The sequence below is a fragment of the Oligella ureolytica DSM 18253 genome (assembly GCF_000373745.1).
Classification (GTDB): domain Bacteria; phylum Pseudomonadota; class Gammaproteobacteria; order Burkholderiales; family Burkholderiaceae_B; genus Oligella; species Oligella ureolytica.
The window spans coordinates 1-17,755 of record NZ_KB892318.1; the positions used below are offsets into that span (position 1 = coordinate 1).

Genomic DNA, 17,755 nt, shown 5'->3' on the forward strand with positions numbered 1-17,755 from the left:
AGAGCATGGGTCTTACGCTTTGTGCAATGGTACAACACTGTTCATCGTCACAGTCAGCTTAATTACGTAACACCACAGCAACGCCATGAGGGCAAAGACCGTGAAATACTAGCAAAGCGGCACAAAGTGCTAGCGAATGCCAAAAGAGATAATCCAATGCGCTGGGGTTCACGTGCAGTAAGAAACTGCACCCCTTTAGGTGTCGTCACGTTAAATCCGGAGAATGATTTAAGAGTAAAAAAAGCAGCTTAAAATTTATGTATGAGTGACAACTATCTTGACAAATACCGGATCCAGGTCATACAATAGCAATTAAGTTATATGCTAAGAAAAATTAATTATGACTCGTCGGCAGCTCATGAGAGATAGCACAATAATCTCTCATGATCATTAAAATGAAGTACTTACCCAGTACAGACTAAACAGAACATATCGTATGCCTGAATTTGAATTTGTTAGAAAAAGTGGCTTTAGCAGCCTTGATGGCAAGTGGTTTGAGCCTATCCTAAAAAATGGCACTAACCCCATCGGCTTGTTTAACTTCCAACAAGTCGAATACGCAGCCTATTTACCTCAAAATCGCACCCAAAAGAAAACACCTGTGATTGTCATGATTCATGGCTGTGGACAAAACTCGCAGAGCTTTGCTGCCGGTACGCGCATGAACGAATACGCTGAGCAACACGGCTTTGCTGTTTTATACCCCCATCAAAATAATTTCAGGAATCTGAATAACTGCTGGCATTGGTTCAATGCCGACGAAAGATATGGCCTCAAAGAAAAGCAATCTATCGTAGAAATAATCACCAGCTTATTAACTGTTTATGATTTTCTGGATGCTGAACGAATTTATTTAGCCGGTATCTCATCGGGTGCTGCGCTCGCTGGGCAAATCGCTATGGAATATAGCCACCTCTTTGCAGGTCTCATCTTACATTCCTGTCCGATGTTTCCTCAAGTGCATAACGCTGCTGCGTCCATCCGCATCATGAAAGATGGCTTTAAGGGCACAATTCAGGACCTCCCGATTCCTATTAGTTACGTAGAGAATCCTTTGCCTGTAATGATTATTCATGGCGAAAAGGACGATTACGTCAATCCCACAAATGCCGATCAATTATATCGATGGTTCTCAAGCCTTAATAGAAAAGCTGCACGTATACTTGATAGCCGCCCCGAACCGGTTAGATTAAAAATGATTCCTAATCTGTGGCATGGTTGGGCCAATGGCAACCCCGAATATCGGTATCATGAAGCATCTGAATTTGACGCATCAAAAGAGATAATAAAGTTTTTCGAACTTAATAAAGTAATTAATGGATATTAAAAACTTACCTAAACTGCATCCTGCAGAACTTGAACACACGCAAAAGTTTATTGACGTTTTACAGCAAGAAATTAAGGCCAATGGTCCTATGTCCTTTGAGCAATACATGAACCATGCGCTTTATCATCCGGAATTTGGATATTACACGAGTGGTCGAGTCAAACTGGCAAGTCACAAAAGCAGTCAACAAGCGGTAAAAGCTGCGATTGCAGAGCATGTCAACAAAAATGAAGATATCCTGAGCGAAGGTAATGAGCCTGCGATTGGGCTTGTCCGCGGCGAAGAGTCGGTTAATTCAGACCATCCCTCTGTCGAAGCGGTCAGTGGAGATTTTATTACCGCGCCTGAGTTAAGCCCTTGGTTTGGTCGTACCCTGGCCATTGCCATCGCCGAAGTACTGAGTCATTGTAGTGAGAAAAACATTCTGGAATTTGGCGCAGGTAGTGGCGCGCTAGCCAAGCAGGTGTTGGATAGCCTCGATGATAAAAGCATAAAATACTATATTATCGAACTATCAAGCGACCTAAAAAATCTCCAACAACAAACACTAAGTGCTTACGAAGATCGTGTTGTCTGGTTAGAGCAATTACCGGAGGCCTTTATCGGCTGTGTTGTGGCTAATGAAGTGTTAGATGCCATGCCGGTCCGTCTCTTTACTCGTGACGAAAATAATAAACTAAAAGAGCGCTACGTCGACATCAATCCGGACTCAGCTCCTAATAGCCTCTCTCGTTTCATCTGGTCTGATCAGGAAATTAAGCAGCAGGATATGCCTGATGACATTGAACATTTGGTCAAAATCAACGGCTACACGAGCGAATTTAATGAGCAGGCTAAAGCGTGGGTTACCAGTATGGGTAATTGGCTGACTCAAGGTGCCGCGATTCTGATTGATTACGGCTTTCCCGCCTCTGAGTATTATCATCCGCAACGGACTCAAGGTACGTTAATGTGCCATTTCCGTCATCATGCTCATCCTGAAGTGTTAGTACTACCCGGCATTCAGGATATTACTGCACACGTTAATTTTTCCGCGGTAGCAGAAAAAGCAGTAGAAGCCGGTTTAGAAGTCATCGGCTATACATCACAAGCTAACTTTTTAATGAATTGCGGCCTATTGGATTTACTGTCCTCACTAGACCCCGAGGACGTAGAAAGCTATGCCCTAAATATAGGTCCGGTACAAAAACTGCTATCCGAAGCAGAGATGGGTGAGCTATTTAAAGTCATCATGCTCGCCAAAGATGTTGATGATATTTATCCCATCGGCTTTGCACGAGCTGACAGACGCTTCCGGTTATAAAATACACTAGACTTTGCCCACATGAGAGATCAATGATTTTATATTACTTTTTAGCCTTTGCCGCAGCGGTTGCCATCGCCATTCAAGCACCTATTAATTCCCGTCTAGGCCAAGCAGTAATGGGGCAGCCGTTACTTGCCGCCTTAATTTCTTTCAGTGTAGGTACCATTGCCCTTTTTATCCTCTGCTTATTTCGAGCCGATTTTAATAACCTAGGCCCCACCCTGCTGCAACAGCCTCCATGGAAGCTTACCGGCGGCCTACTGGGTGCTTTTATGGTCTTTTGTAGTGCGTTTTTGCCCTTAAAAATCGGTTTAAGCAACTTTTTATTTATGGTGGTAGTGACTCAGATTCTAGTTGCTTTACTCATTGACCACTTCGGCTTAATCGGCATGCCAACCAGACCCATCGATATTTGGCGATTCCTCGGCGCTGTTGTGACGATGCTTGGTTTATTTATATTTTTCTTTGGCAAAAAATTAGTAAACTAATCTGCTAAGCGCTCAAGACACTATTTAACGCATGGAGACGGGCTTGATAGACCGTCTCTTTTATTTTGCCGGTATCAGCGCCGCAGGACTTGGCAATGGCACCTGCATCAACCGCTACTACCGCCTCAAAAAGCTGTTGCCACCGCTGTATGTGACAAACAATTTGTGTAGCATCCAGATCACGCACCGCTAATAAAACAGCATATGCCTGTAGCAACTCCGCAAATCGTTGCGGCTTTCTAATCGCATCCGTGGCCAAAATAGCATTAAGGGCTGCTTCAGGGTGATGTGCCGGTTCACTGCCAATTTCACCCATCGCACACTCCCATTGAGCCAGTAGAACAGCAGCATCTCGACAGACTAAAGGCACCCTTAAGGCCTGACTAAAGGCTTTGACCTCATCGACTCGATAAACTAGCAAGGCATACCTAAGGGGTAGAGGCAGCCCTTTTTGAACTGCTAATGCGATCGCTCTTGCTGCCTCAGCATCCCAAATAAAGCCCGGTAAAACTCGCTGTAGAGCACCGACTTCCAATAAGAACTCAATACTTCTCGCAGGCTTCGTTTGCATCAATGCTTTAGATAATTCCTGCCATACCCGCTCAGCAACTAAGTGGTCAACCTCGCCATTTGTCACCATCTTTTGACAGTAACTCAATGTGTCGGTCGCTACACTAAAGTCTTCGAAACGTGCTAAAAATCGAGCTAAACGTAAAATACGTACAGGATCTTCAATAAAAGCCTCACTGACATGGCGAAATATTTTTTGACGTAAATCCTCTAAACCATTAAAGGGATCGGCCAAGAAAGGCTCCTCACCCTCAGTTAAGACACGGTCTAAAGCACCACTCATGAGCTGTTGACGTAATGCTTCCTCACCTAATTCCTGCCCTTTTTTCTTCAAAAAGAGCTGTCCCTCTTGGCGCAATGCCATCGCGTTAACCGTCAAGTCACGGCGCAGTAAATCCTGCTCTAAGCTCACATCAACACCGGTATAAAAAGTAAAGCCCTGATAACCACGACCAGACTTACGTTCTGTGCGTGCCAGGGCATATTCTTCTTTGGTCTGCGGATGCAAAAACACCGGAAAATCACCACCCACCGGCACATAGCCCTTCGCTACCATTTGCTCAGGGGTCGCGCCGACGACAACCCAGTCATAATCACCGGCAGGCAAGCCCAACAGCTGATCTCGTACGGCGCCGCCAACGGCATAAATCACAGCCCCCTCCGGGCAATGCGCAGAGAGTGACATATCGTCGATTACCTCCATGACGTGAGCCACTCCCGGCTACGGCCTAATCACGCCCAAACGCTTAGTGAGCGAACTGGGTCGACCATGATTAAACTTAATATCGTACCAAACAGCATTAGAAAGCACGTGCTTGACGTATAAACGAGTCTCTGTAAATGGAATCGTTTCCGCAAAAATCGCGCCCTCTACCGGCTGTGACAAGCTGCCACGCCAGCGTACCGCTCGATTAGGACCGGCATTATAGCCTGCTGTCGCCAACACCTCAGAACCGCCTTGTTTATCTAAAATATCTTTGAGGTAGGTCGTCCCAAAAAGCATATTGGTATCTAAATCATTAATCATTGATTGATTGTAGTTTTGTACCCCCAGCTTACGAGCAACTAACTGTGCCGTACCCGGCATGAGCTGCATAAGGCCTGAAGCTCCGACATTAGAACGAGCGATTGGCACAAAGCGTGACTCCTGACGAATAAGACCATAAACCCAAGCAGGCGATACTCCTGTGCGACGCGCTTGAGCAGTAACACGCCCATCAAATGGAGCAACATAACGCTGCTCAAAATTGACACTATTTTGAGTCAATAATGAGGTGTTAATCGTACGATCGTAAAAACCGATTTGCTTAGCCCACTCTGCTGCTGCCATTAACTGACGATCACTTAAGCCGCGAATGGCATGGTTCCACTCAACAACAGCATACTCACGGGCACCAATACCATATAACGCCACCGCATTTTGCAGCCCACTATTGCGCTTGATCTGATCAAGCTCTGCTTTAGTAACGGGTGCTGCCTGCTCCGGCCAAGTAATTTGTTGACCTAAGGCTTCACGCGCTAGCTGTCCATAAAAATCATAATGAGTTAAGAGGCTGCGATAACCGGTTTGCGCCGATGCGGTTTGGCCTAACTCTTCCAATGCTCGGGAGTGCCAATAAACCCAAGCCGTTTCTTGCTGTTGCTCCCTATTCATCATTTCAATCGTGTCTTTTACACGCTGCCAGTTGACTTTAGGTTGGCGCAGTGCTGAACGTACGCGCCAAGCGGCATTGTAATCACTGAGAGCGACACCCTTGGATTGCTGGTACCAATTATCTGAGCGATCCTCCAAATTCAGTACGGACACTAAACCGAATTGTGCATAAGCCCATTGCTTGTCCTTATCATTGAGTAGCTTCGTACTATTTAAAATATGAATACCCTCATCCCGATCCTGACGAGCGAGTCGACTAAACGCAATGGCTCTTAACTCCGCATCAAGCGTAGACGCTGCACTACCGGACTGCCTGCTAATCCAGGCTCGCGGGTCTTGGATGATCGCATCATATTGTGCAAGCTGTGAACGCGAAAAAACCAACGCTGCATAGCGCCGTGCGACCGCTTTATTATCATACTCCACAGCATCTCTTAAGCCGGGCTGTAGTTGCTCGAAGCTAAGTCGACCTTGGGCATTTAGTGTGTCCAACATAGCCCAACAGGAATTACCCGGGCTAAAACTATCTAAGGCATCTCTAACACCGACCCGCTGACCTGTCACCGCTTGGCTTTGTATCAAGGCACATTGTGCTTGTGTCAAATTCACATTGACCGGTCCCAGTGCAGCTGCTGTACGATGGTCTCCCAACTCAGCCGCCTTGATAATCCATTCGGCTTTCAGTCGTTCAGCCATATAGCTACCCGGGTTGTCATCAATAAACTTCTTAAGCACCACCGTATCCAATGGTGACAGGCTACTTGCCCGGTTGATCAGATGACGTAAAAACCAATAGGTCGGATAAGCGCCAATTTCGTGATCTGCTTTAGCGGCATGCGCATAGCTTGCCAAACTCTCCCACTGACGCCTTTGCATGGCTTGGTAAGCACTTTGTACTGCAGCGCGGGCTGATGCATCAACCGCCTTTAAATCTCGCTGAGATATCTGTGAACGCTGCTGCTGAGCTTCCAGCACAAGGGCATCGACCTCCGAACTCTCGTCCACCGACGGATGGGAGCTAGCTTGAGAGCTACAACCCGAGGCCACAAATAAGGCCGAGACAAGAACTCCTCCCAGCAGTGTATACTTCCAATAAGGCGATGTTGATTTTTTTAACATTGTCACTCCGCTAATTTCTTGACCAGTTGAATTATCTACTTACTTGTCTATGCAGCAGAATACCACAAAGCGATACCAATCCATAAGAAGAGATTTGTTAACAAAACGCGCTCAATTGAGTCCAGCTGACTATCAATTACGTTCAAATGCCTTAAACGAGCATTTTTTAGGGTGGCTAAAAAGCTTAGAATACGAAACTCAGCAAGATGAAGATTTTATCGCCCCAAAATTACTTCCTGCTAGACATAAAATACGTCGCCAAGGGCTAGTCATTGCTGCCTTTTGGCCTTATCGTCATGAACCTGATATACGCCCACTATTAGAAGAGCTTCATGCGATGGGTCACGAAATTGTCCTCCCCAAAGTCAGTCAAAAACAAGCACCGTTGGAGTTTCTTTACTGGGATCCCGGTACCCCCATGGTAGAAGGACATTACGGCATTTTTGAACCTAATGTTCAGGAAGTTGCTGATCGCCCGGATATCGTGTTGCTACCGATGTTAGGTTATGGAGTACATGGCGAGCGTCTAGGCTATGGTGGCGGCTATTACGACCGCACCATAGCCCAATGGGAAGCGCAAGGACACGAACCGCTTTTGATTGGTGCTGTGTGGGCTGATGCTCGCTTAGGAAGTGATTATGAAAGCTTAGCGCATGACAAAGCCATCGATGCGATTGTCAGTGATAGAGGCATCAGTTTTTTCTAAGTTCAAAGCCACATTTTTAATCTCTTTGTATTTTTCAGTTTAATTGCTAACATAGTTGATAAGCGTTTATCACGTCGATTTACCTATGGAGCAATACCCTCATGAAACTATATTACTTACCGGGCTCATGCTCGCTCGTACCACACACTGCCCTGCATTGGGTTGGTGCTGAGCATGAAGCTTTCGAAACACCTCGCGATTATTTAAAAACACCGGAATACCTTGCAAAAAACCCGGCAGGAACTGTACCTACCTTAGAAGATGGTGATTTCACTATCGCACAAAACATTGGCATTTTGACCTATTTAGATACGAAATATCCTGAAGCTGAGTTATTTGGTAATCGGGATAATATCGAGCAACGCGCACTGGCCTACCGCTGGCTGGCCTATGCAAACTCAGACATACATAAGCAGTTCCCTCCACTCTTCCGTACACCGGCTTTTATTGATGGTGATGAAGAACTACACAACCGTGTCAAAGACGCAGCCAAAGCCGGGATCATTAGCAGCTTAAAAATCGCTGATAATCATTTAAAAGATCGTGAGTATTTGATTGATCAGATTTGTATTGCCGATATTTATCTGACGGTGATATTACGATGGTGCAAATTACTTAAAATTCGTTTTACTGATCTGCCGAATTTGCAGTCGTATTATGAACGCGTATCTGCCTTTGAACCATTCAAAGAAGCCCTTGCGCACGAAGGTATTAAATAGGAACCGCTTCCTTGGTTCAATGAGAAAATAAAAAATCCCGCTAATAAATAATATTAGCGGGATTTTTAGATCAAGTTTGCTCTTAACGATATGAACCTGACTTCTTGTATTGCTGGATAGCAACCACTTGTGCCTGCAATAGAGCCAATTCGGCTTCGATTTTTGCAGCTTCTTGTGGCGTACTAGCATTTTTCAAGGTTTCTTGAGCCTTTTTGCGAGACTCTTCAGCCTTCGCTGCATCTAACTCTTCTAAGCGTACAGCAACGTCAGCAAGAACAGTAACAGCATAAGGTTGAACCTCTAAGATACCACCAGCAACGAAAACCACTTCTTGTGAGTCATCTTCTCTGGTGATTCTTACAGTACCTGGACGAATACGGGTAATCAAAGGGGTGTGACCAGGTAATACACCTAGCTCACCCGATTCACCCGGAAGCACGACCATTTTGACCGTGCCCGAGTACAATGACTTTTCCGCACTCACCACATCGAGTTTCAGAACTGCCATGACAATTCCTTATTTAATGGTTTTGGCTTTTTCAAACGCTTCGTCAATCGTACCAACCATGTAGAACGCTTGCTCAGGTAAAGCATCACACTCACCCTCAACAATCATCTTGAAACCACGAATAGTTTCAGATAATGATACGTACTTACCAGGAGAACCGGTAAATACCTCAGCTACGTGGAATGGCTGTGACAAGAAGCGCTGGATCTTACGAGCACGAGCAACAATCTGCTTATCCTCTGGAGCCAACTCATCCATACCAAGAATAGCAATAATATCGCGTAACTCTTTGTAGCGCTGTAATGTACGCTGAACTGACTGAGCTACGTTGTAATGCTCTTCACCAACAATCTGTGGATCTAACTGACGGCTAGTAGAGTCTAACGGGTCAACCGCAGGATAAATACCTAAAGAAGCAATATCACGAGACAATACAACGGTAGAGTCCAAGTGCTGGAACGTAGTTGCAGGCGACGGGTCAGTCAAGTCATCCGCAGGAACGTACACAGCTTGAATTGATGTAATAGAACCGGTATTGGTTGAAGCAATACGCTCTTGCAGCACACCCATCTCCTCAGCAAGTGTAGGCTGATAACCTACGGCTGAAGGCATACGACCTAATAGTGCAGATACCTCGGTACCGGCTAGGGTATAACGATAGATGTTATCCACGAAGAAAAGAATATCACGCCCTTCATCGCGGAAACGCTCGGCCATTGTTAGGCCGGTAAGCGCAACACGTAAACGGTTACCTGGTGGTTCGTTCATCTGACCGAAGACCATTGCTACTTTATCAAGTACGTTGGATTCTTCCATCTCGTAGTAGAAGTCGTTACCCTCACGAGTACGCTCACCCACACCTGCAAACACGGATAAACCAGAGTGCTGCTTAGCAATGTTGTTAATTAATTCCATCATGTTGACGGTTTTACCAACACCCGCACCACCGAAGAGACCAACTTTACCACCCTTAGCGAAAGGACAAATTAAGTCAATCACCTTAATACCGGTTTCTAATAACTCAACCGATAGAGATAACTCATCAAACTTAGGAGCAGGTTGATGAATTACACGCTTTTCATCGTGCTCAATTGGACCGGCATCATCAATCGGACGACCTAAAACGTCCATGATACGACCAAGCGTACCCTCACCAACTGGTACAGAAATACCAGAGTGAGTGCGCTCTACAGCCATACCGCGACGCAAACCGTCACTTGAGCCTAATGCGATGGTACGAACAACACCGTCGCCCAATTGCTGCTGTACTTCTAAAGTTAAGCCTGCCTCAACAAACTTATTGTTGCTATCTTCAGTCACCGTTAATGCCTCATAAATACGAGGCATATTGTCGCGTTGGAACTGAACGTCCACAACCGCGCCGATGCACTGAACAATTGTACCGTTACTCATGTTGTTTCCTTACCTTAATAACGATTGAAAGTTACCACCGTTGTAATACTCACTAATGGAGCATTACACTGCGGCAGCACCCCCCACAATTTCTGAAATTTCCGTAGTAATCGCTGCTTGACGTGTCTTGTTATAGACAAGTTGCAGATCACCAATAACCTTTTTAGCATTATCTGATGCAGCTTTCATCGCTACCATACGAGCTGACTGCTCAGATGCCATATTTTCTGCGACCGATTGATACACTAAGCTCTCAACATAGCGTTGCAATAAATCATCAATTACACTCTTTGCATCGGGCTCAAAAATATAGTCCCAACCGTATTCAGATAGACCCGTATCCGCTTCTTCATCTTCATCACCGAAGTTGGTAGTGTATGGATCTTCTAAATCTGACGGCAAAGGTAATAAGCGAATAAAAGCCGGGGTCTGCTTCATCGTATTAACAAAAACAGTCGTTGCAACGTAGATTGCATCGATCTTGCCCTCTTTGTAGTCATCAAACTGCACTTTAAGAGCACCAATCAGGGTTTCCAAATTTGGAATATCACCTAACTGTGTTTCTTGAGATACGATGTTAGCACCTAAGCGAGTTAAAAAAGATAATCCCTTAGAACCAAACGCAGTCGCTTGAACGCCAATACCTTGAGACTCGAATTCTTGAATACGATTAAGCGCTAAACGTGTGATATTGGTATTTAAACCACCACATAAGCCCTTATCAGATGTAATCAACACCAGACCGATGTTTTTAACCTCTTTTCTTTCTTCGAGGTACGGATTAGAGTAATCCGCCGTTGTTGACATCATGTGTCTGGCGATATCGCGTACTTTAAGCATATATGGGCGACCTGCACGCATACGCTCCTGAGCTTTACGCATCTTAGAGGCAGCGACCATCTCCATGGCTTTTGTGATCTTGCTAGTATTTTGCACACTAGCGATCTTAGTACGGATTTCTTTAATTCCAGCCATATTAAATTCCTATTAGAGTTAGATTTCAGTCAGATCTGACAACAGCCTGACTGAATCCTAAATCACCTTATTAAGCAAATGTTTTTTTGAAAGCCTCAATAGCGTCTTTCAATAAAACCTCGTCATCCTTAGATAACTCTTTGCTTGTCTCGATGCGATCAACTAAGTCAGCATGCTTAGATTTTAAGTTATCTTTGAGCGCTTTCTCAAAAGCTAATACTTTTGATACCTCGACGTCATCTAAATAACCGTTGTTAACGGTGTATAAAGAGACCGCCATTTCCCATACTTTTAGTGGGGCGTATTGAGGCTGCTTAAGCAACTCAACAACTCGCTCACCGCGCTCTAACTGACGACGAGTAGCATCGTCTAAGTCTGAGGCAAATTGTGCGAAAGCTGCTAACTCACGATACTGAGCTAAGTCAGTGCGGATACCGCCTGAAAGCTTCTTAATGACTTTAGTTTGAGCCGCACCACCAACTCGCGATACAGAAATACCTGCGTCGATTGCAGGACGAACACCGGCGTTAAACAAGTCAGTTTCAAGGAAAATCTGACCGTCAGTAATAGAAATTACGTTAGTTGGAACGAAAGCAGAAACGTCACCTGCTTGTGTCTCAATAATCGGCAATGCGGTTAAAGAACCGGTTTTGCCTTTGACTTCACCATTGGTGAATTTTTCTACGTAATCAGCACTTACGCGAGCGGCACGCTCAAGTAAACGAGAGTGTAGGTAGAATACGTCACCAGGATAAGCCTCACGACCAGGAGGACGACGTAGTAATAAAGACACTTGACGATAAGCCCAAGCTTGTTTAGTCAAGTCATCATAAACAATTAAAGCATCCTGACCACGATCACGGAAGTACTCACCCATAGTACAACCAGCGTATGGAGCTAAGTATTGCATAGCAGCTGAGTCAGACGCATTAGCAGCAACCACGATTGTGTACTCTAACGCACCCGCTTCTTCCAGCTTACGCACGATGTTATTAACAGTAGACGCTTTTTGACCAACGGCTACGTAAACACAAATTACGTCTTGACCCTTTTGGTTAATAATCGCATCAACTGCAACCGCGGTTTTACCGACTTGGCGGTCACCAATAATCAATTCACGTTGACCACGACCGATAGGTACCATTGAGTCAATCGCTTTAGCACCAGTCTGTAAAGGCTGTGATACTGATTGACGGGCAATAACGCCTGGCGCTACTTTTTCAATAACGTCTGTTTGAGTAGTAGCGATTGGACCTTTACCATCAATTGGATTACCTAAGGTATCAACTACGCGGCCACACAATTCCGGACCTACCGGTACTTCTAAAATACGACCGGTTGTTTTAACCAAGTCACCTTCAGATACGCCGGTGTAATCACCTAAAATCACAGCACCAACTGAGTCACGCTCAAGGTTTAATGCTAAACCAAAAACATTGTTGGGGAATTCGAGCATTTCGCCCTGCATCACATCGGATAAACCGTGGATGCGAGTAATACCGTCGGTTACGGAAACTACCGTACCCTGCGTACGGACATCGGCAGAAGTACCTAAGCCCTCAATACGGCTTTTTAGTAATTCGCTGATCTCTGACGGATTGAGTTGCATAATCAGACTCCTGAAATCCTATAATTATGGCGCTTATTCAGCAACCAACTTATCGTGCAAACGAGTAATTTGAGCTTGCACAGAAGTATCTAAAACTTGATCGCCCACGATCACTCGTACCCCACCAATTAAGGCTGAATCAACCTTCACCTCGGGTTCTAGAGATACGCTAAATTTCTTTTCAAGACTTTTAACCAAGTCTTCTACTTGTTCTTGAGTCAATTCAAAAGCGCTCGTAATTTGGGCAATCGCCTTGCCTTCATGCTCATTTTTAAGTTGTTCAAACTGCTCAGCGATCTGTGGTAATACTAACCAGCGATCATTTTCAACAACTAATTGAACAAAATTCTTTACATCAGTAGGCATATTAGGCAATACCGTATCAAAAACAGCAATACTGTCCGCATCGGTAGTTTTAGGATCCGATAAGATCTTAATCACCTCAGGCACAGAAACCACTTCTGACAATTGTTTTACAGCCTTAGCCCAAGTCTCTAATCCGACTTGACTGTCCTTAGCTGCTGCGAAAGCAGCCGCTGCATAAGGACGGGCAATAGTTGAAAGTTCAGCCATAGCAATCCCAAATTAAAGCTGTGCCTTAAGTTGATCGAGCAACTTAGCATGTGTTTTTGCATCGACTTCACGGCGAAGAATCTGTTCTGCGCCCTGTACCGCTAATGCGGCTACTTCATCACGCAATTCATCACGCAAACGCGCAACTTCGACTCCAGCATCTTGCTTAGCCTGTGCAATAATGCGTGCACGTTCTTGCTCAGCCTCTTCGCGAGCAGCTTCAATAATTGAAGTAGCTTGCTTTTCTGCCTCTGCATATCTTGTTTGATTTTCGGTCTTTGCTGCCGTCTCGATTTCGGCGATCCGACTCTGGGCTTGAGCTAAGTCAGCTTTACCCTTGTCTGCAGCCGCTAGACCATCTGCTATCTTCTGTCGGCGCTCGTCAATTGCTTTGATTAGAGGCGGCCAAATGAACTTCATTGTGAACCATACTAATACAAAGAAAACGATTACCTGGAAAAAGAGCGTCGCATTTAAATTCACGGTCGTTTCCCTTTTGCTAATTAAGGTTTTGCACCATGCAATACCTAGACAAAATTACTGAAAATTTGGATGCAGAGACTGGCTCTTCAGCTCTGCATCAATCCATCCAGTTCACAAACCATCAAGCGATGGTATTAATCTATCGCTTAGACGAATGGGTTAGCAAAAGCGAATAACATAGCAATACCAACACCGATTAAGTATGCAGCATCAATAAGGCCAGCTAATAAGAACATTTTGGTCTGTAAAGCGTTCATCAATTCAGGCTGACGAGCAGACGCCTCTAGGTATTTACCGCCCATAAGTGCGATACCAATACACGCGCCAAAAGCACCTAAACCAATAATAAATGCGCAAGCAAGAGCTACTAAACCTGCAACTTCCATGACAACTCCTTGTGGTAATGAACCAATTGTTAAAAGATGGATAACTTAATAAGGTTAAAAATTAAACAGACTCTGAAAATATTAGCTAACAAAATCTGCTACTTAGGCGGCTGAAAGCCAATACCTTCAGCCAACTAAATTTTAGTGGTCCTCATGAGCCTGACCTACATATACCAAGGTCAACATCATGAAGATAAATGCTTGTAGCAAAATAATTAAAATGTGGAAAATTGCCCAAGCTGAACCGGCCAATACGTGACCGATACCCAATCCGATACTCAATACATTAAAGCCTGACCATGCCGCACCCATCAGAGCAATCAACATAAAGATCAACTCACCCGCATACATTGTTGCAAACAGTCGCATACCTAACGACACTGTTTTTGCAAAATACTCAACAATATTGAGTAAGAAGTTAGCCGGCGCCAAAACAACCTTGGCCACCATACCATTGGCACCGAAAGGCGCAGTGAATAAACCTTTTACGAAGCCATTAGGGTTTTTGATTTTAATACCGTAGTAAATTGACACGATAAGCACCGTAATCGACATACCTAGGGTAATGCTAAGGTCAGCCGTAGGTAAAATACGATGATAGTAAAGTACGCCGTGGTTATCTGCTGTTCCAGCTAAGCCTGTCCAAGACAAAATAGATGGCAACAAATCAACCGGTAATAAGTCTAGGGAGTTCATCAATGTAACCCAGACGAAAATTGTCAATGCCAATGGCGCTACGAACTTACGAGAAGTGGCATTGTGAACAATACTCTTAGCCTGCTCATCAACCATACCAACCAACATCTCTACGGCCATTTGGAAGCGACCGGGCACGCCTGACGTGGCATTTTTAGCTGCCTTATATAAAAAATACAGCCCGATAACACCCATCAACACAGCCCAAAAAATGGAGTCAAAGTTGATTACACTAAAATCAGCAATGCTTGACATAGGCTTATTGCTGAAATGCTTCAAATGATGCTGAATATAATATTGCTGTGGCGTAACTAAAGAAGCATCCATTTGCTCCAATCTCCGTATCAACTTCCTCTGTATCAGAGGCAACAACCAATCAAACAACTACTGTGGCCAACTACAAACCTGTGAATTAAAAGGCTAGAGCTTTTTAAAAACCAACAATAGTACGTATGCCTTTAAAACTACTAATAGCCCGACAAAAAAAGCGGGCCATACTAAATTTGATCCAAACACTTTGACGACTAAATACATCAAAACCATGGCTACACCGATTTTAATCGCTTCACCAATAAAAAAGGTGACTGCTGTAGCATCGCGTTTTGATAATAACTTTAGTACTAAGTGTAAAACAAACATGCTAGTGGGTATTAAATAAGTCATCCCACCGGCAAATGCTGATAACCCTGCCCACAACCCCGCAAAAACCAACGCAAGAAAGGACACAATCAGCAATGCTAAACCCTGAGCAATCACCAACCTGAGCAGCCCTCGCATAGCCGAAACCCTCATGCGCTGCTTATCCTCTGGACTCAGCTTAATCGCTTCAAATTGCTCCTGATTCATAGCTGCCTAAGTATAGCCTTTATTTTACTACTTGTCACATTGCAGTTGCGACTTGGTTACATATTTCTTGATATTTCAGCAGCTTATTGTGACTGCATAATTCCGCCTAAAGCAGATCCTAAAACAACAAGAATAACAGTGCATTTAGCTATTTTCGGTGACAGTTTTCCTACGACAGTGAGAGTCACTTAGGTTGTCTATAATGATTTAAATAACCTGTAAAACAACAACCCCTACTGATGAGTTAATATGCACTAGCTAAATTGACTAGGGAATTTTATCAGAACCAAAGGCAATATATCGATGAATAACAAAATATTAGAAGATAAAATTTTTTACTCCATCACATCTAATGACTTAAGCGGCCATCGTTTTAAAGTCACATTAGTTATCGCCGAGCCCGATCCCAAAGGCCAAATCGTTAGCCTGCCTCGCTGGATTCCAGGCAGCTATATGATCCGCGACTTTTCAAAGCACATTGAAACACTAAAAGCCACACATAACAAATACCCATTAAGCATCACTCACCTTGACAATCACACGTGGCAAATTGAGCCTGTCAGCAACGGGCCTATTCAGATTGATTACACTGTCTATGCTTGGGATTTGTCTGTACGCAAAGCGCATCTCGACGAAAGTCATGGTTTTTTTAATGGCACCAGCGTTTTCTTAAAAGTACACGGACAAGAAGAGCTACCGTGCCTAGTAGAAATTAAAGCACCACGCCAAAGTAAAAAGTGGCGCGTTTACACCAGCCTACCCCCCGCCGAAGGTCACCCAAACGCAGCCACCCATACACGTTTCGGTTATTATCGAGCCAATAACTACGACGAGCTGATTGACCACCCGGTAGAGATCGGACGCCCGCACGTCATTAGTTTTGTCGCCGGCGGCATCGTCCATGACATGGTATTTACAGGGGTTTTACCAAATATTGATTTAGAACGTATTGCTACTGACGTCGCTAAAATCTGTGAGGCGCAAATACGCCTTTTTGAACCTGAAAGCGGCACCCCACCCTTTGGGGACCACTCCAACCGCTATGTTTTTATGACAACAGTGACAGGTAGTGACTATGGTGGTCTTGAACACCGTAACAGCACGGCATTAATTTGTTCTCGTAACTCGTTACCAACTGTTGGACAAAAGAAACAAAGCAAAGCCTATCGCGAATTTTTGGGTCTGGTGAGCCATGAGTATTTCCATAGCTGGAATGTCAAACGCATAAAACCGGCTGCATTCGCACCTTATCAACTAGATAAGCCTACCCCAACATCCTTGCTATGGATTTTTGAGGGCTTCACCTCATACTACGACGATCTGATGCTACTAAGAAGTGGCCTTATCACCGAACAGCAATATTTTGATCTTATCGCCGAGACCATTAGCCGTGTCAATAATGACTCCGGCCGTATTAAACAAAGCGTCGCTGAAAGTTCCTTTGATGCGTGGACGAAATTCTATCAGCAAGATGAAAATGCTCGCAACCAAATTGTCAGTTATTACTCTAAGGGCGCGCTGGTTGCTCTGTGTCTTGACCTATTAATCCGCCAACACACTAATCACACACGCTCACTTGATGATGTCATGCGCTATTTATGGCAGCATTACGGCAAGAACTTCTACCGTGGCGAAGCGAAAGGCTTACGAGAAGAAGACGTTCTTGATGTACTGCACAATGCCACCGGCGTAGATATAGACAAATTAGACGAATTTTTAGAGCGTAATGTCTACGGCACAAAGAAACTTCATCTCAAAGAGTTACTCGCTGCTGAAGGCCTAAAGTTAGGCAAAAAAACTGACGATAACGCTCCATCGGTGAGCTTGGATATTCGCACCATTCAGCGCAATGATCAATGTGTTATTCACAGCGTGATGCAACACGGCGTTGCTCATAAGGGCGGTTTATCGGCAGGCGATATCATTGTCGCCATTGACTATTTACGCATCGACGCCAATAACCTTAATGAGGTCCTTGGCCGTTATCAACAGAAACAGTCCGCCATCGTACATGTATTTAGACGCGATGAACTACGCCATTTCACCGTGGAGTTCGATGCACCTCTCTATACTGAATTTAGCATCAAACGCACAAAAGCCCGCGACAAGACGATGTCACTCGCACATACACAAAGCGCTGAGAGCAAAGAAGAGCAAGATGACTAGCCTCAACTTGTGCGCAGCTCTGCGCAGCCATTAGCTTGTTCGCTTTTGGATGCTGACACCATCTATTGACATCCTCCCCGCCCTAAAGAACGGGGATTCCTACGGCGTTCAGGCGACCATCGCCTGACTCGCTTCGGTGGGTTCTTGGCCCGACGCCCTTACCTACAGGCGAAGTCTCTGCACAAGCTAACCGGGCGTGTCCCGCCCTTAA

At 44.7% G+C, this 17,755-nt stretch carries 17 protein-coding genes and 1 pseudogene; 7 read left to right on the plus strand and 11 right to left on the minus strand.

Annotated elements, in window-relative coordinates; all coding sequences use genetic code 11:
- The 4 genes and pseudogenes from B092_RS15625 to B092_RS0109590 form a co-directional block, all read left to right on the plus strand.
- Positions 1 to 252: pseudogene (locus B092_RS15625) on the plus strand (hypothetical protein); the annotation flags it as partial.
- A gap of 184 nt (positions 253 to 436) precedes the next feature.
- Positions 437 to 1,327, plus strand: coding sequence for an extracellular catalytic domain type 1 short-chain-length polyhydroxyalkanoate depolymerase (locus B092_RS0109580; RefSeq protein WP_018575025.1), 891 nt, complete (start codon positions 437 to 439; stop codon positions 1,325 to 1,327).
- Positions 1,317 to 2,630 carry a class I SAM-dependent methyltransferase gene (locus B092_RS0109585; protein WP_018575026.1) on the plus strand — a complete coding sequence of 438 codons (1,314 nt, stop codon included), beginning with the start codon at positions 1,317 to 1,319 and terminating at the stop codon, positions 2,628 to 2,630. The genes B092_RS0109580 and B092_RS0109585 overlap by 11 nt, the downstream gene beginning before the upstream one ends.
- A gap of 32 nt (positions 2,631 to 2,662) precedes the next feature.
- On the plus strand, positions 2,663 to 3,121 hold the full coding sequence (locus B092_RS0109590; protein WP_018575027.1) for a DMT family transporter: 459 nt from the start codon (positions 2,663 to 2,665) through the stop codon (positions 3,119 to 3,121).
- 4 nt (positions 3,122 to 3,125) lie between these two features.
- Here B092_RS0109590 and B092_RS0109595 read toward each other — a convergent pair whose 3' ends face one another.
- On the minus strand, positions 3,126 to 4,394 hold the full coding sequence (locus B092_RS0109595; RefSeq protein ID WP_026253711.1) for a tRNA nucleotidyltransferase/poly(A) polymerase-related protein: 1,269 nt from the start codon (positions 4,392 to 4,394) through the stop codon (positions 3,126 to 3,128).
- An 18-nt stretch (positions 4,395 to 4,412) separates the two neighbouring features.
- On the minus strand, positions 4,413 to 6,464 hold the full coding sequence (locus B092_RS0109600; protein WP_018575029.1) for a lytic transglycosylase domain-containing protein: 2,052 nt from the start codon (positions 6,462 to 6,464) through the stop codon (positions 4,413 to 4,415).
- Between the two features lie 49 nt (positions 6,465 to 6,513).
- On the opposite strand from B092_RS0109600, the gene B092_RS0109605 reads away from it, so the two are divergent.
- A complete protein-coding gene (locus tag B092_RS0109605) occupies positions 6,514 to 7,170 on the plus strand; it encodes a 5-formyltetrahydrofolate cyclo-ligase (RefSeq protein WP_083907513.1) in 657 nt (218 codons plus the stop codon).
- Positions 7,171 to 7,271: 101 nt separating this feature from the next.
- Positions 7,272 to 7,889, plus strand: a complete 618-nt coding sequence (locus B092_RS0109610) for a glutathione S-transferase family protein (RefSeq protein WP_018575031.1) — start codon at positions 7,272 to 7,274, stop codon at positions 7,887 to 7,889.
- Between the two features lie 82 nt (positions 7,890 to 7,971).
- On the opposite strand, the gene B092_RS0109615 is transcribed toward B092_RS0109610, so the two are convergent.
- From B092_RS0109615 to B092_RS0109655, 9 genes are all read right to left on the minus strand, one after another.
- Positions 7,972 to 8,397, minus strand: a complete 426-nt coding sequence (locus B092_RS0109615; protein WP_018575032.1) for a F0F1 ATP synthase subunit epsilon — start codon at positions 8,395 to 8,397, stop codon at positions 7,972 to 7,974.
- A gap of 9 nt (positions 8,398 to 8,406) precedes the next feature.
- Positions 8,407 to 9,810 (minus strand): F0F1 ATP synthase subunit beta, encoded by a 1,404-nt coding sequence (gene atpD / locus B092_RS0109620; RefSeq protein ID WP_018575033.1) that lies wholly within the window; start codon positions 9,808 to 9,810, stop codon positions 8,407 to 8,409.
- Positions 9,811 to 9,873: 63 nt separating this feature from the next.
- Positions 9,874 to 10,785 carry a F0F1 ATP synthase subunit gamma gene (gene atpG, locus B092_RS0109625; RefSeq protein ID WP_018575034.1) on the minus strand — a complete coding sequence of 304 codons (912 nt, stop codon included), beginning with the start codon at positions 10,783 to 10,785 and terminating at the stop codon, positions 9,874 to 9,876.
- 70 nt (positions 10,786 to 10,855) lie between these two features.
- Entirely contained in the window at positions 10,856 to 12,394 is a 1,539-nt protein-coding gene (gene atpA / locus B092_RS0109630; protein ID WP_018575035.1) for a F0F1 ATP synthase subunit alpha, read from the minus strand.
- 33 nt (positions 12,395 to 12,427) lie between these two features.
- Positions 12,428 to 12,967: a F0F1 ATP synthase subunit delta gene (locus B092_RS0109635; protein WP_018575036.1), complete on the minus strand. Its 540-nt coding sequence runs from the start codon at positions 12,965 to 12,967 to the stop codon at positions 12,428 to 12,430.
- Between the two features lie 12 nt (positions 12,968 to 12,979).
- Positions 12,980 to 13,450 (minus strand): F0F1 ATP synthase subunit B, encoded by a 471-nt coding sequence (locus B092_RS0109640; RefSeq protein WP_026253712.1) that lies wholly within the window; start codon positions 13,448 to 13,450, stop codon positions 12,980 to 12,982.
- A 146-nt stretch (positions 13,451 to 13,596) separates the two neighbouring features.
- On the minus strand, positions 13,597 to 13,836 hold the full coding sequence (atpE, locus tag B092_RS0109645; RefSeq protein ID WP_018575039.1) for a F0F1 ATP synthase subunit C: 240 nt from the start codon (positions 13,834 to 13,836) through the stop codon (positions 13,597 to 13,599).
- 141 nt (positions 13,837 to 13,977) lie between these two features.
- A complete protein-coding gene (atpB, locus tag B092_RS0109650; protein WP_018575040.1) occupies positions 13,978 to 14,859 on the minus strand; it encodes a F0F1 ATP synthase subunit A in 882 nt (293 codons plus the stop codon).
- A gap of 93 nt (positions 14,860 to 14,952) precedes the next feature.
- The gene (locus B092_RS0109655; protein WP_018575041.1) at positions 14,953 to 15,378 is read right to left on the minus strand and encodes an ATP synthase subunit I; all 426 of its coding nucleotides are present in this window, start codon (positions 15,376 to 15,378) and stop codon (positions 14,953 to 14,955) included.
- A gap of 303 nt (positions 15,379 to 15,681) precedes the next feature.
- Between B092_RS0109655 and B092_RS0109660 the strand changes: the two genes are divergently transcribed.
- Positions 15,682 to 17,544, plus strand: coding sequence for a M61 family metallopeptidase (locus tag B092_RS0109660; protein WP_018575042.1), 1,863 nt, complete (start codon positions 15,682 to 15,684; stop codon positions 17,542 to 17,544).
- Positions 17,545 to 17,755 lie beyond the last annotated feature (211 nt).

Coding starts and splice junctions, on each gene's coding strand:
- B092_RS0109615 (WP_018575032.1), bottom strand. CDS start 8,397: ATGGCAGTTCTGAAACTCGATGTGGTGAGTGCGGAAAAGTCATTGTAC.
- B092_RS0109590 (WP_018575027.1), top strand. CDS start 2,663: ATGATTTTATATTACTTTTTAGCCTTTGCCGCAGCGGTTGCCATCGCC.
- atpB (WP_018575040.1), bottom strand. CDS start 14,859: ATGGATGCTTCTTTAGTTACGCCACAGCAATATTATATTCAGCATCAT.
- B092_RS0109605 (WP_083907513.1), top strand. CDS start 6,514: ATGCAGCAGAATACCACAAAGCGATACCAATCCATAAGAAGAGATTTG.
- B092_RS0109660 (WP_018575042.1), top strand. CDS start 15,682: ATGAATAACAAAATATTAGAAGATAAAATTTTTTACTCCATCACATCT.
- B092_RS0109585 (WP_018575026.1), top strand. CDS start 1,317: ATGGATATTAAAAACTTACCTAAACTGCATCCTGCAGAACTTGAACAC.
- atpG (WP_018575034.1), bottom strand. CDS start 10,785: ATGGCTGGAATTAAAGAAATCCGTACTAAGATCGCTAGTGTGCAAAAT.
- atpA (WP_018575035.1), bottom strand. CDS start 12,394: ATGCAACTCAATCCGTCAGAGATCAGCGAATTACTAAAAAGCCGTATT.
- B092_RS0109655 (WP_018575041.1), bottom strand. CDS start 15,378: ATGAATCAGGAGCAATTTGAAGCGATTAAGCTGAGTCCAGAGGATAAG.
- B092_RS0109580 (WP_018575025.1), top strand. CDS start 437: ATGCCTGAATTTGAATTTGTTAGAAAAAGTGGCTTTAGCAGCCTTGAT.
- B092_RS0109600 (WP_018575029.1), bottom strand. CDS start 6,464: ATGTTAAAAAAATCAACATCGCCTTATTGGAAGTATACACTGCTGGGA.
- B092_RS0109610 (WP_018575031.1), top strand. CDS start 7,272: ATGAAACTATATTACTTACCGGGCTCATGCTCGCTCGTACCACACACT.
- atpD (WP_018575033.1), bottom strand. CDS start 9,810: ATGAGTAACGGTACAATTGTTCAGTGCATCGGCGCGGTTGTGGACGTT.
- atpE (WP_018575039.1), bottom strand. CDS start 13,836: ATGGAAGTTGCAGGTTTAGTAGCTCTTGCTTGCGCATTTATTATTGGT.
- B092_RS0109595 (WP_026253711.1), bottom strand. CDS start 4,394: ATGGAGGTAATCGACGATATGTCACTCTCTGCGCATTGCCCGGAGGGG.
- B092_RS0109635 (WP_018575036.1), bottom strand. CDS start 12,967: ATGGCTGAACTTTCAACTATTGCCCGTCCTTATGCAGCGGCTGCTTTC.